This window comes from Methylomonas sp. 11b (assembly GCF_000515215.1).
In the GTDB taxonomy this organism is placed as follows: domain Bacteria; phylum Pseudomonadota; class Gammaproteobacteria; order Methylococcales; family Methylomonadaceae; genus Methylomonas.
In genome coordinates this window covers 2,783,713-2,796,236 of sequence record NZ_KI911557.1, presented here as the reverse complement: position 1 = coordinate 2,796,236, position 12,524 = coordinate 2,783,713, and the positions used below count along the sequence as shown (strand labels likewise).

At 49.4% G+C, this 12,524-nt stretch carries 12 protein-coding genes; 6 read left to right on the top strand and 6 right to left on the bottom strand.

The window, feature by feature from the left end; translation table 11 throughout:
• The first annotated feature begins 121 nt into the window (after positions 1-121).
• Both METH11B_RS0113485 and METH11B_RS0113480 read left to right on the top strand, forming a co-directional pair.
• Entirely contained in the window at positions 122-1,822 is a 1,701-nt protein-coding gene (locus METH11B_RS0113485) for a glycoside hydrolase family 17 protein (RefSeq protein ID WP_026602471.1), read from the top strand.
• Between the two features lie 237 nt (positions 1,823-2,059).
• On the top strand, positions 2,060-2,746 hold the full coding sequence (locus tag METH11B_RS0113480; RefSeq protein WP_026602470.1) for a hypothetical protein: 687 nt from the start codon (positions 2,060-2,062) through the stop codon (positions 2,744-2,746).
• A gap of 126 nt (positions 2,747-2,872) precedes the next feature.
• On the opposite strand, the gene METH11B_RS0113475 is transcribed toward METH11B_RS0113480, so the two are convergent.
• The 4 genes from METH11B_RS0113475 to METH11B_RS0113460 form a co-directional block, all read right to left on the bottom strand.
• Positions 2,873-4,183 carry a GGDEF domain-containing protein gene (locus METH11B_RS0113475; RefSeq protein WP_026602469.1) on the bottom strand — a complete coding sequence of 437 codons (1,311 nt, stop codon included), beginning with the start codon at positions 4,181-4,183 and terminating at the stop codon, positions 2,873-2,875.
• A 15-nt stretch (positions 4,184-4,198) separates the two neighbouring features.
• Positions 4,199-5,725: a diguanylate cyclase gene (locus METH11B_RS0113470; protein ID WP_020484399.1), complete on the bottom strand. Its 1,527-nt coding sequence runs from the start codon at positions 5,723-5,725 to the stop codon at positions 4,199-4,201.
• A 125-nt stretch (positions 5,726-5,850) separates the two neighbouring features.
• Entirely contained in the window at positions 5,851-6,456 is a 606-nt protein-coding gene (locus tag METH11B_RS0113465) for a thiol:disulfide interchange protein DsbA/DsbL (protein ID WP_026602468.1), read from the bottom strand.
• Between the two features lie 374 nt (positions 6,457-6,830).
• A complete protein-coding gene (locus METH11B_RS0113460; RefSeq protein WP_026602467.1) occupies positions 6,831-7,514 on the bottom strand; it encodes a c-type cytochrome in 684 nt (227 codons plus the stop codon).
• A gap of 110 nt (positions 7,515-7,624) precedes the next feature.
• Between METH11B_RS0113460 and yihA the strand changes: the two genes are divergently transcribed.
• The 4 genes from yihA (at position 7,625) to METH11B_RS0113440 (ending at position 10,147) form a co-directional block, all read left to right on the top strand.
• Complete coding sequence (yihA, locus tag METH11B_RS0113455; RefSeq protein ID WP_026602466.1) at positions 7,625-8,245, top strand: ribosome biogenesis GTP-binding protein YihA/YsxC; 621 nt, start codon at positions 7,625-7,627, stop codon at positions 8,243-8,245.
• Positions 8,246-8,746: 501 nt separating this feature from the next.
• Positions 8,747-9,133: a hypothetical protein gene (locus tag METH11B_RS0113450; RefSeq protein ID WP_020484403.1), complete on the top strand. Its 387-nt coding sequence runs from the start codon at positions 8,747-8,749 to the stop codon at positions 9,131-9,133.
• The gene (locus tag METH11B_RS0113445; protein WP_020484404.1) at positions 9,133-9,528 is read left to right on the top strand and encodes a glycine zipper family protein; all 396 of its coding nucleotides are present in this window, start codon (positions 9,133-9,135) and stop codon (positions 9,526-9,528) included. Before METH11B_RS0113450 ends, METH11B_RS0113445 begins: the two co-directional genes overlap by 1 nt.
• A 103-nt stretch (positions 9,529-9,631) precedes the next feature.
• A complete protein-coding gene (locus tag METH11B_RS0113440) occupies positions 9,632-10,147 on the top strand; it encodes a septal ring lytic transglycosylase RlpA family protein (RefSeq protein ID WP_026602465.1) in 516 nt (171 codons plus the stop codon).
• A 235-nt stretch (positions 10,148-10,382) separates the two neighbouring features.
• On the opposite strand, the gene METH11B_RS0113435 is transcribed toward METH11B_RS0113440, so the two are convergent.
• Positions 10,383-11,852 (bottom strand): methyl-accepting chemotaxis protein, encoded by a 1,470-nt coding sequence (locus tag METH11B_RS0113435; protein WP_026602464.1) that lies wholly within the window; start codon positions 11,850-11,852, stop codon positions 10,383-10,385.
• A 3-nt stretch (positions 11,853-11,855) separates the two neighbouring features.
• Positions 11,856-12,395 carry a PAS domain-containing protein gene (locus tag METH11B_RS0113430; protein WP_026602463.1) on the bottom strand — a complete coding sequence of 180 codons (540 nt, stop codon included), beginning with the start codon at positions 12,393-12,395 and terminating at the stop codon, positions 11,856-11,858.
• Between the last annotated feature and the right edge of the window lie 129 nt (positions 12,396-12,524).

Here is a 12,524-nt window from a genome sequence, read left to right as displayed (position 1 = left end):
GTTATTACACAGCTACCAAACGATGTAATTCGGGAAGGCGGCTAATGCCTTATAATTCCATGACGAGCGATTATTGCCAGTCAATCCGCGACATTTTTGCAACAGACCACTCAGCCAGATTATGCCCAGCATCAGAGTATTGCTTTGTTTGATTTTCATTTTTTTAGTTCACGGCAGTTTCGCCTGGTTGAACAATCAGCCGCAAGACGCTGGTACTGACGTACCCTCCGGCAAGTTGATGAGCCTGTCCTTCGCGCCGTTCCGGGAGGGCTTTAGTCCGCTGGAGGAAAAATTCCCGTTGCCGGAGCATATCGATGAAGACTTGCGCCTGCTGGCCGACAAAACCGAAAGCATCCGCACTTACTCCAGCCTTGGCGGCCAGCAACCCACCCCGGGGTTAGCCCGCAAACACGGATTGAAAATGATCCAGGGCGCCTGGCTTGGTTACGGTTACAAAGACAACAGTAATGAAGTCAATGCGTTGATCAAATCGGCCAATGAAAACCCCGACGTCGTGAAACGAGTGATCGTCGGCAACGAAGTGCTGTTGCGTGGTGATATGGATGTCGACCGACTGATCGGTTATATCCGCGAAGTGAAGAAAGCGGTCAAGCAACCCGTGTCTTACGCCGACGTTTGGTCGATGTATATGAAATACCCCAAACTGATCAATGAAGTGGATTTCATCACTATCCACATTCTGCCGTACTGGGAAGACGAGCCGATTTCAGTGGAAAACGCTTCGCAGCATCTGGAAAAAATTGTCAAACAGGTGGAAGACGAAGCCCGCGGCATCGCCCCCGGCAAACCTATATTGATAGGCGAGTCCGGCTGGCCCAGTGCCGGCAGGCAGCGCGGCATGGCCATTCCCGGCGTAGTCAACGAAGCCAAATTTATTCGCGGCATGATTCAGGTCGCCAATCGCCATGGTTTTGATTACAACATCGTCGAAGCGTTTAACCAACCCTGGAAAAGCGAGTTGGAAGGTGTAGTCGGCGCCAACTGGGGCTTGTTCTCGGCGGACCGCGAACCGGTATTCCCGTTGACCGGTCCGGTCAACGAAACGCCCAATTGGCCGATCCGCTTTGCCGTCGCCTCGCTGATCTGGTTGCTGGCAATCGTGAAGTATGCCAAAAAGCTGGAGCAGGTCTCGCTGATCCGCATGTTAGCGTTTTTCACTCTGGCGCAAGTCTTTAGTGTTTGCGTGGTGACATTGGCCGACTTTCTTTGGTACACCAGTTATAGCACCTGGCAAAGGCTTTATACCGTAGCGCTGGTAATCGCGAATACAATTCTCGGCGCGCTACTGCTTGAGCGTGGTAGCGATATTTTGATTGATAAATCAGGCTGCATTAAGTTGGCCAATAGCTTGAGAGCCGGTTATTTAATCTTTATATTGCTAGCGCTTTATAAAACCTACGGACTGGCTATGAATGGCCGTTATTTGAGCTTTCCGATCGAACAATTCACCGTTCCGGCTTTTGGGGTAATCGGTTTGATTGCTTGTTTATGGCTAAGTGAGCGCAAATTCAATGGCCGAGTTTTGGCGTTTGATAGCCTAATTGGCGGGGGGTTGCAAAGCCGCCGTGACCGGTTCTTTGCTTATTTACTTAGTTTTGGCGCTATCGCACTGATACTGGGAGAAGCCAAAGCCTTTCTGGATGGTCGCGATTTCATTCAAGCCCATCCCGGCTTATCCGAGGGCCTTCCCGTTGCGTTGAGCTATACCCTATATAACCAACAACTCCTTGGCTGGCTTGCTTGCCTGCTTATCCTATCCTTGCCGTTCTGGACTAACAATCCTAGTAAGCAGGACGCTTAAGTTTTCCGTTAACGGGTATTACGCCGTAATACCCGTTTTTTCCCGAACAAATCGCATCCAATATCGAGTGACAGTTTGCCGCGCGTCAATTTGTCACATTTTCAAAACACACATCCGCCATTAAACTGTATGCAACTCTTATGTATGCGCTCCCTCTCCTAAAGGGTAAAGAGTTTTAATATCCTTCCTCAATGCGGCCTCTGGGCCGCATCTTTTTTCTGGATGAGGTCGCTGTCTATGGAACGAAACTACTACTCGACTACGTCAACTTTCGTGCATCCTAACGAACTAAATTGGCGCACAGCTTTTCATGAAGCCGGACATGCTGCGGCTATCCATCTTGGCAATCGCCAAAAACAATTACCTCCGGTATTTTTCGAAATACATGTCAAACGGCCAGTTAACGCTTACGACGATTTTTTTGCGAAAGTCGTAGACGGCAACTTAATCCAAAACTTGCCGATTGCCGTCGTGGAAAGCTTTAACGACTTATCTGACGACAATCAGCAGCACGCCTGCCAACGCGCTTACGAAGCGGATGTAGTCAACTTATTGGTTGGGCCGTTGGCTGAAGCAAAATACGTGTCCATTCGCGACGACGAAGTTTTTAATATTAATCTAATAAGTTTCAATGCTTTACATAACTACGGCGGCTACAGTGATTTGGAAAAGGCGCTCAGCTACCTGGATCACTTTATCGCGTCAAAAACCCAGCGCGAAGAGAAAATGCAGGAATTGTTGCTCCAGGCTTATCGCTTTATCGACAATCGCCGCCATTGGAAATGTATCCTTAATTTAGCCCACTATATCCTGGACAGTCAGCAGGAAATCATCTCCTGCGATGAGGCAATCGGCATATTTGATCGCTGCCTGACTGCCAATACACCGTTCAGATCGGTTCGTTACCCATTTCTGTTTGGCTGAAAGTAAGCGAACAAATTGTTCAGGTGTGGGGAGCGATTTTGTAGGGGCGGCGCTAAAAAACTAACTTTTCGCGCTAGATAGTCTGAGAGTCTAAACGAACCGCCAAAAAGTGGGCGTCAGTAAAGACTATGGCTCGAACACCGTACAGCGATTACGCCCGCCTTGTTTTGACTGATAGAGCGCCTGGTCGGCCCGCACGAACACATCGTCATGCATATCGCCCTCATTAAACTCACTGATACCGCAACTCAGGGTTAGATTGACATTTTCGCCGTTAGAATTAAATCCGCAACTCTGAATCATCTTGCGGGTGTTTTCCGCCATTTCCAGCGCCTGAAACGCATTAGTATTCGGCATCAGCATGACAAACTCTTCGCCGCCGTAGCGAGCCACGAAGTCTGTTTCCCGACAGTTATTCAGTAATAATTGCGCAACCAAAGCCAGGGTTTTATCGCCGGACTTGTGGCCGTAGGTATCATTGATTTGCTTGAAAAAATCAATATCCCAAATGATCAGCGCTAGCGGCGCTTTATAACGCTTCCAACGCTTCAATTCCATTTCCGCGCGATTGTTGTATGCCAAGCGATTCGGCAAGCCGGTCAAGGAGTCGTTTAGGGCTTTGTCGTGCTCTATCTTGAGTTTAACGCGCAGGGTCTCGGTCTCGGTTTCCAACTCCTGCAATTTTTGCGTCATTAACTCAATTTTTTCTTGCGCATCCCGCTGCCTTTCATCTTCTATTTGTTTATGCTCAAGTAACCGCTCCAATAACCGATCAAGATGCTCGGCTGTCTGGTTCTTTAACATATCAAGTTCATCGGCAGCTTGTGTTGAGTCCTTTAGACTGCCCACTTGCCTATGAATTTCTGTATTCATAATCTCGCGATCATCAATCAATGCTCGATTAGCTTGCCCAGCTGTTTCTACGTCTTGTCCGAGCTCGTCCAGCTTCTCGCTCAAATCGCCTAGAAACACATCGATGCCTTTCTGCTCGGATGCGCTGTAATCTTTGATATTCAGCAGCAAGGTAATCGCCGAGTCGATGACTTTCTTATACGAATCCTCACTGAGATTAGCCCTGACCCGTTGCTTTAACAGCGAGGTCTGTTGCTGAAAACGCAAGGGAACCTCGGCATCGCTGAGCAGTTCATCCAAACGCTCCAGCAAATAGTTGTTTTGCAACGCAGGACCATCGTCTTCCCCCGCGCTAACATCCTGCTTGGCTTGCTTGGAAATGTGTAACAAAGTTTTAGATACAGCTTGCAATTCGGACAGTAGTTCATGGGAGTTCGCACCGCTCCGCAATTTGGCGCCTATCGCAAGCAGATGCGGCTCCAGCAACTTGTGGCTGCCTTGGCAAAAAATCAACAGCTGGATGACCAGCTTGTATAAAAACTTTTCGTTATCGAGCGGAGCGGAGTAAGGGGTAGCAGTCGCCATGTCTATCCGACTTGGTTACACGACAACACAGCGGTTACGGCCGGTTTGTTTGGCGCGGTACAAGCCTGAATCGGCTCTGTTGAAAATCGATTCATTATTATCTCCATCGATAAACTGGCTAATTCCGCACGATAAGGTAATAGACACTTTGTTGCCATTCGCATTGAAACTACTTTTTTCCACGGTTTTTCGAAGTTTTTCCGCTATCACTAAGGCGGATTTGGCATCTGCGCCGGGCAATATCATCACAAACTCCTCGCCGCCGAAACGGGCTACAAAATCGGTTTCCCGGCAGTGTTTGAATAATAATTCGGCAATAACAATCAGGGCCTTATCCCCGCACTTATGTCCGTAAGTGTCGTTGATGTTCTTGAACAAATCCACATCCCAAACCATCAGCGTCATCGGCAATTTATGCCGTCGGCAACGCGCCATCTCATCCGCCAAACGATCCTCGAATGCCAACCGATTCGGCAGATTAGTCAACGGATCGCGGGTTGCGCGATGTTGAGCAAGATCCAGCTTCGAGCGCAAATCAGAAGACTCGGACTCCATTTCCCGCAGCCTTTGCGACAAGATCTGCATTTCGCGCTGGGCCTTATCCCGTTCCTGTTGTTCCTGAAGATTGTGCGCTTGAATTTGTTGCGTGATAGTGGTTAATCGACTACTGACAATTTGTTTCAGCGGCTCAAGCTGCGTCGCGTTCTCCGACTTTTCGCGTAGCTCCATGATTTGCTCGGATACGGCCTGATCCAGCAGATTACGCTTCTTAACTCTTATTTCGTTTGCGGCGTTAACGCCGGTCGCTTTTACACCTAACTCGGTTAATTGCTCGGTCAATTTCGACAAAAATGCCGCCATCTCCTGCTGTTCCGATTCCAAATGTTTTTTTACCGCCAACAGCAAGGCAACCGTATCGTCAAAAATAGGCCCTAAGGCTTGATCAGCATGCAGCCGGTTTTTGATCTTTTCGGCATCTTCGGCAAACACCAACGGAATTTCAGCATTGTCCAACAAGCGGACCAGTTGAATATTGATAGCTTTAGCATCTGCCCCGGTCAGTTCCAAGGCCAAGTCAATGTTGGCAGGCGGCTTGTTGTCTTCTATAAGCTCCAACAGGGCCAGATAAAAGGCCTGATTGTTACTGAAGAGGCGGTTTTCGTATTTTTCGCGAATCTCATCGAGCTGATCCAAGTGTCGGGGATATTGCTTGCCAAGAAACTCGAACAGCAATGAAGCGTCCATGAGGGTAGGCTCAGGCGATTCTTCCAGCATTATCAGCGCGTTGGAAAATGCCGATAGCTCTTTCTGCAATTGCTGACTTTGCAGGCCGCTTTTTAATAAATTGCGAATACGGTTTAAGTGAGGGTCGAGTTGCCGGTTCAGGCCTTTAACGGCCAGCGCAAAACGGACGATGGTTTTGCACAACAACTCTTCGTTGGCTTTGTATTGTTTTTCAGTGTGTTCCTGGTCGTCCAACAGCTTGAGGTATTTTTCCTTCCACCTGTCCGGACCCTCATCCTTGTTTTTAAAAAAAACCATGAAACGTGCCCTAATTCTGAAATTCTTAGTCGCTTGATTATAGACTATCGTTGAATTTGTGAAGAATATCCTACAATCAGCATTCGCCCCTCACGTCCTTGTGCGGCAATTCGTTAGTTGGCCGTTTATTTTTTCTGACTTTCTTGTGCTATCAATTGATTAACAACGGTCAACATATTGGCTTGGGATTTGGCGGACTGCGCAGTGACTTTGTATTTACCGTTGACGATCAACGCAGGTACACCGCTAATACCATAACGCGGACCGGTAGACTCGGCCTGACGCAATTTGGCATCGACTAAAAATGAGTTAAAAGCGCTACGAAACTCCTCGTCCTTAACCCCATGATCGGCAAAAAACTTCGCGAGTTCGTCTTCGCTGACTAATTTTTGCTTCTTGTTTTGAATCGCATCGAACAGATCGGCATGGACTTTATCCAAAACGCCCAACGCTTCGGCAGTAAAATAAGCCTTGGCATGCTTGCCCCACAGATCGCTGAATACCGCCGGTTGACGGATAAACTCAACATGGGCCGGCTTGGTTTTCAGCCATTCCACCATGGCCGGCTCCAGGCTATAACAATGTGGACAGCCGTACCAAAAAAATTCTATCACTTCGATCTTGTCCGGATTTTGTACCGGCTGCGCCGGCGTTATGGCTTCGTAACCGCCTTCAGCATTTGCCAGAGAAGAAAAGCTCAACAGTCCCAATAATGCGATTATTTTTAACATCAACGTTCTCCGTAATAATGTATTCCCGATAAAAAACCATGTTCACGCTAAAATGCGCAAACAATTTGACAACAAACCGAGCGCAACCATCAAGCCAAGGACTTGTCATATCCACGCTTCGTCAAGCTCTCACGCAGTCATACCGCATCTTTCAAGCAAATGACAATCCCACAATCTATCGGCAATAAACCCCTGCGAAGACTGACCTTACCCAATTTTCAAGGGTAGGCTAGTTACGCTCCAGCCGTCAGGGATAGCGGTATTCAGTGCGAGGACGGTAGATTGCGACATGAATGAGGAAGAGAGTTTAATCCTTGTGAATTAAGGACTGGATCAAATCCGGCAGAGCAGCGGCTCCGCCGGACAACGAATGCTTATTTCATCGTGGAGATGTAGTAAGCAACCGCTTTAATATCCTCGTCAGTCATTTTGGTGGCGATCATGTGCATCATGTTTTCCCGATTATTGCTGCGCGCGCCGGTTTTGAAATCAGTCAGACTTTTAATCAGATAATCAGCATGCTGAGAATGCAAGGACGGGAACGAGGCCGGCTTATTGCCTTCCGCATAAGGGCCGTGGCATGCCACGCACGCCGATACTTCGCGGCTGATATTACCGTTACGGTATAAATCGCTACCTTGCGTAATTAAGGCGTCCAGCGCGGCTTTTTCTTGCTCGGGTGTTTTAGCAGGCGCATCGTCGTCATCACTCGGCGGCAGTTTCGGCGCCGGATTGGTGGAAATTTTGTTGCCGGCATAATAACTGGCAAGTTCCTGAATTGTCTGATCATCAAGGCCCGCCGCCAATGGTGCCATCATAGGCGCCAAGCGCGCGCCACTCTTGAACGCTTGTAATTGTTTAACCAAATAAGTTTGGTGCTGTCCCGCTAATTTCGGAAACGCCGGCATCGTGCTGTTACCGTCTTCGCCATGGCAGCCCGCGCAACTGGCGGCTTTGGTTTTTCCGGCGCTGGCGCTGGCATTACCTTGCGCGTTTACATGGCCGGCGGCGGTTGCCAACAACAAAGAGATGGAAACAGTCAGCAATTTTTTTATCATTATGGGCCCCTGCTCAGGAAGGTTGATCGACATTAAGCAAGCTGATGTCAGCCGCCGGACGTTATAATGCCCGGATTCTAACCGATTTATAAACACTAAGCGAGACTGTGATGAATCCCATCTACCACCAGGCCAAGTTCATCAACAGCGCCCCCAAACTGAAGGACGCACCGCCCGACCAAGGCATGGAGATCGCTTTCGCCGGCCGTTCCAACGCCGGTAAATCCAGTGCGATCAATACCCTCGTACAACAAAACGCCCTGGCACGCGTCAGTAAAACCCCCGGGCGCACGCAATTGCTGAATTTTTTTGAAATCGACGCGAAGCGCAAACTGGTCGATCTACCCGGTTACGGCTACGCCAAAGTCCCGGAAGCCATCAAAAAAGAGTGGCGGCACATGATGGAAAGCTACTTGCACGACCGCCAAGCTCTGTGCGGCATCGTCCAGGTCATGGACATCCGTCACCCGCTCACCGACTTCGACTGGCAAATGGTCGAGTGGTGCGAGCACCGTAAACTGCCCTTGCACATCCTGTTGACCAAGTCCGACAAACTGAAATACGGTGCGGCCAAGACGACTTTACTACAGGTGCAACGGGATTTGAGTCAGGCGGATATTGTGGTGACCTTGCAGTTGTTTTCGGCTTTGAACAAAGTCGGGATTGACGATGTGCACCAGGTTTTGGATGAGTGGTTTGGATTCCGGAAGATGGTGGTTTCAGAGGATTAGGCTTCCCTGTTCTAACGAGAAACCCAATATCTCCTTTCAAATACCAAATATCTTCTTGCTGAAGCGACAGGAGATTGAGAACAGCGGCCCTGAAACCGCCTGAACGACCAGCAAACCTTTCAACTTCGAATGCATGCTAAAAAAACAGATCTAACTGTTTTGCAACCCAGCGCGACTGTATGCTGATATGGTCCGTCCCGGTTAATTGCGAATCATGGCATCGAGGTCAGTCAATATTATGTCCGGGTTGTTACTGATTTCCTTGCTTAGCTGACTGTTAACCAAGCCCTAAAATTTCCTGGTACCGTCTTTCCCGCGGAAGCGGGAATCCACCGTGACAACTGGGCTCCCGCCTACGAGGGAGCGACAATATTTGCGGGCCGGTTTAATAGTCGGCGCGGCGATATTCTTAATCCGATCATAATCTGCCCTTAATTCTGTTTTAAGCCAGCCTCCCTAGAATTTGCCGCAACTGAATAATTTCCCAACAAGGAGTCGTATATGTTCAGAATGACAAATATCATGTTGATCGGTTTGTTGTTTTCGTCAATGGCTTTGGCCGACGACGATTGGGGCGAGCATCGCCATCATCGGCACCATCATCATCATGGGCACGGCTACGGCCGCGAGTATTATCCGGCTTACCCGGTGGAGCGCGTGTACGTGCCCGAGCGAGTAGTAGAATACGTGCCCATGCAACAGCGCTATTACGCGCCACCGCCACCCCCGCCCGTCAGATATGGTGGTTACGACCAGCGTTCTCCGCAGGGCTTGGTTGGCGGTTTGGTGGGCAGTGCTATGGGTTATGAAATGGGTCGGGGCGACCCATTGGCGGCCGGTATCGGTGCTGCGGCCGGTTCGTGGATTGGCAATGGGATGAATAGATAATGAAGAAGCTCACAGTCTGTTCAGTCACTGCTGCTTGTCTGTTGTTATCGGCTTGCGCTTCGCAAACCGGTTGGACGCCAACCGTCGACACTTACAATAACCAGAACTCTTATCGCTTGAATCAGGATATGCATGAGTGCCAGCAATTGGCGTCGCAAGCGTCCGGGGGCACCGCGAAGGAAACCGCAATAGGCGCCGGCGTTGGCGGTCTGATTGGCGCGGCCGGTGGCGCCGCTTTGGGTGCTGTGCTCGGCAGCCCTGGAAAAGGTGCGGCTATCGGTGCGGCTGCCGGCGGTATCGGCGGGGCATCCAAACAAGGTATTCAATCCGAAGACCGCTATAAAAACGCCTACAACAACTGCTTACGCCAACGCGGCCATCGAGTAGTTAACTGAGCAATCCGTCAAGACAAACCTGCTCGGCAATCTCTTCTGAATTTTTCAAGTCAATCCATTGAAGGCTGCTTGTTTAAGCAGTCTTCCTCGCGGAGAAACAGTTATGTTTTTAGATACGGTATCGGTTTTTTCAAGCCGATTTAGCCTCAACGTGCGGCGATGGCGCGCGGTTATGCCGCTGATGTTTCTTAGTCTGCTTAGTGCTTGTTCCGGTATTCCAACGCTGCAACGCAATGATGATCAAGCGATGCTGCCCGGTACTACCAAGACCACTTACACTAAATCTTACAAAGTTAAAGGTAAAACTTATTCACCCATGCAAAGCGCGTTGGGTTACAAGGCGCAGGGCTTGGCTTCCTGGTATGGCGCAGAATCCGGTAATTTTACTGCCAACGGCGACCGCTTCGATCCGCGGGGTATGACGGCGGCGCATAAAACGCTGCCGATTCCCTCTAAAGTTCGGGTGACCAATCTGCGTAACGGCCGTTACGTGGATGTGGTGATTAACGACAGGGGGCCTTTCAAAGCTAATCGACTTATCGATCTGTCCCAGGGCGCGGCGGAACAGATCGGCATGCGCGGATTGGCGGAAGTGACGGTGGAATATTTGGGAAGTTAGTTTGGTTCAAGCCCGTTGCAGAATGTGTAACTATTCAGCAAGGAGCCCAGCGACTCTTTCCCGGACGGGGATTAGAGGTTACCAATTGTTATTGACCCGGCCATTAAATTCCCAAGATTCGTCATTTTTGCGAAGTTAGGAGCCGTTAGACCACAGAGAATCCATTCTAGCCCCTAAGCTCCAGCCTGCGCTTGGCGCCGAAGCTACTTGCGCGACGATTTCGTTCAGCTAAGTGCTATACGTTTTTGTGTCTTTCTTCCACCATCGCATCGATATATTGCATCACCTCGGCGCTGGCGGCCTCGGCCAGTTGCATTTGCCGAATGATTTCATCGAGCATGCCTGGATCATCCACCCATCTGTCGCGAGAAACTTCATAAGCCTTTTGTGTAGTCCTATGCACATCGGCATGCGGTTGATTCAATTTAGCGTAAGCGCTGGTCGAGCGGAATTTTTCATAACCCAGTCCCTCGTAATACCATTTTCCTAAGCGGCAATTATGGTTGTCTACCATGATGGCTTGGTGATGAGGGCATTCGTTGGCTGTTTCGACGGCCACATAGCCGTTTTGTTTGTAGACCACATGATCGAGTTTAGCCAGGACGCCGAAAGATTTGTCTTTGGCATAAGAAATGTAATCGACCGAGATCTTTGCGGACCGGGATAAATTGGAAAATTGTTGGCGGAAGGAATTGACTTGCGCCAGTATCTCTTGCGAAAGCGCGGAGGAGCTTTCCGCTTCGGTTTGCATTTGTTCAACCCGCTTATTGAACGACTTGAGGGTTCTGGACACCTCAAGTGCGGCGTTCTTGGTGTGTTCGGAGAGATTTTTGACTTCGTCGGCGACCACCGCGAAGCCTCGGCCGTGCTCGCCGGCGCGTGCCGCTTCTATCGAGGCGTTTAAGGCCAGCAGGTTGGTTTGATCGGCAATCCCGGTAATCATCGATAAGGATTCGGTAATTTTTTTACTGTCGTTAATTAGCGCGCCGATTACATCCGATACCGAATGTACATTGGAGTTGATGTCCGACAGGGAATTACTGATGGTTTCTACGGCGGATAGGCTGGCGTTGGCGTTCTCGCCTGTTTCCACAGCAATATTCTCTACCTTCTGCATTTGCTCGGTGATATTGAGCAAGTCGCTTTGATTACCTTTCAGATTGTTGAGCAGATTGTTGGTGTTGAGCGCATGCAGGCCTGCCGATAAACGCCGTTTGATCGTCAGTTTGTCGTTTTCATCCATTAATTTGATGGCGTCGTTCATATTCTTCGCCGACTTTTTCAGTATGCCTGGAAAGCCGTCAACCAGCGCATAACGATCATAATTGCCTTCTGCGGCGTGTTTAAAACAAGAGTTCATTTCTTTGAAGTAAGACTCCATGATGTCCAGGGTCTCATTCAGCTCCCAGGCTATCTTGCCGACTTCGCCCATGCCGCGCGTTTTGGTGACGCGATGATAGAGTTGGCCTTGATTAGTGTGTCTTAACACTTCTTCGATCCGCTCTAAGACCAGCAGGCATTGTTTGCCGGCGTGCCAGGCATCGAAGGCCACCACCGGTAACGGCAGTAGCAAGCCAAGCATGAGCCAGGAAAATCCATGCGTGATAAGCGTGTCGATGAAAGCGGCAACAGTGAAAAATATAATGGTTGCCACCGCATAATTCAGCTTGGTTCTTAAAAACGGAATATTGGCGTTTGAATTCATGGCTTACACTCCGTTGGGTTTATACAGGCTTAACACCAGGCTATTGTAATTTTTAACGCCGGCTTGCTGAACCACGTCGAATAGGTATTCCAGCGATTTATCCGGGGCATCTTTAACTGAATGGCGTTTCTCGATGGCCAACATTTCCTGATAAATCGGTATGATGACCCCAAGTGCGTTACGGGGCGGGTTACGGCGCACCGAATAGTAACCCTGCAATTTACCGTCTTTGTCATAGTCCGGAGTAATGTTGGCAAATACCCAATAATATCCGCCATCCCGGCATAGATTTTTGGCAAACCCGAAAAACTCGTCACCGGCTTTTAAGGTATTCCACATGAATCTAAACACGCCGCGCGGCATATCCGGGTGTCTGATGATGTTGTGTTGTATGCCCAGCAATTGGTGTTCCGGATAGCCGGCGATTTCCATAAAAATGCGATTAGCGTAAGTGATCCGCCCCGAGGTGTCGGTCTTGGAAACGATAAAATCGTCATCCGCGAGTTTTTTTTCGTTATTGTTAGGCGTGATAGTCGGCTTCATATTCCGTACCTTAATTTGGGGCTATTGGTGGTCAGTCCAAGCATATTTTGCGCGAAAACCGGATGAGCTTGATCATGAACGCATCGGACATTGCTTCGATCCGGGGTTGCGATAGCCGCGCATGTTGTG

Coding starts and splice junctions, on each gene's coding strand:
- METH11B_RS0113485 (WP_026602471.1), top strand. CDS start 122: ATGCCCAGCATCAGAGTATTGCTTTGTTTGATTTTCATTTTTTTAGTT.
- METH11B_RS0113430 (WP_026602463.1), bottom strand. CDS start 12,395: ATGAAGCCGACTATCACGCCTAACAATAACGAAAAAAAACTCGCGGAT.
- METH11B_RS0113475 (WP_026602469.1), bottom strand. CDS start 4,183: ATGGCGACTGCTACCCCTTACTCCGCTCCGCTCGATAACGAAAAGTTT.
- METH11B_RS0113450 (WP_020484403.1), top strand. CDS start 8,747: ATGTTCAGAATGACAAATATCATGTTGATCGGTTTGTTGTTTTCGTCA.
- METH11B_RS0113480 (WP_026602470.1), top strand. CDS start 2,060: ATGGAACGAAACTACTACTCGACTACGTCAACTTTCGTGCATCCTAAC.
- METH11B_RS0113460 (WP_026602467.1), bottom strand. CDS start 7,514: ATGATAAAAAAATTGCTGACTGTTTCCATCTCTTTGTTGTTGGCAACC.
- METH11B_RS0113435 (WP_026602464.1), bottom strand. CDS start 11,852: ATGAATTCAAACGCCAATATTCCGTTTTTAAGAACCAAGCTGAATTAT.
- METH11B_RS0113470 (WP_020484399.1), bottom strand. CDS start 5,725: ATGGTTTTTTTTAAAAACAAGGATGAGGGTCCGGACAGGTGGAAGGAA.
- METH11B_RS0113440 (WP_026602465.1), top strand. CDS start 9,632: ATGTTTTTAGATACGGTATCGGTTTTTTCAAGCCGATTTAGCCTCAAC.
- METH11B_RS0113445 (WP_020484404.1), top strand. CDS start 9,133: ATGAAGAAGCTCACAGTCTGTTCAGTCACTGCTGCTTGTCTGTTGTTA.
- yihA (WP_026602466.1), top strand. CDS start 7,625: ATGAATCCCATCTACCACCAGGCCAAGTTCATCAACAGCGCCCCCAAA.
- METH11B_RS0113465 (WP_026602468.1), bottom strand. CDS start 6,456: ATGTTAAAAATAATCGCATTATTGGGACTGTTGAGCTTTTCTTCTCTG.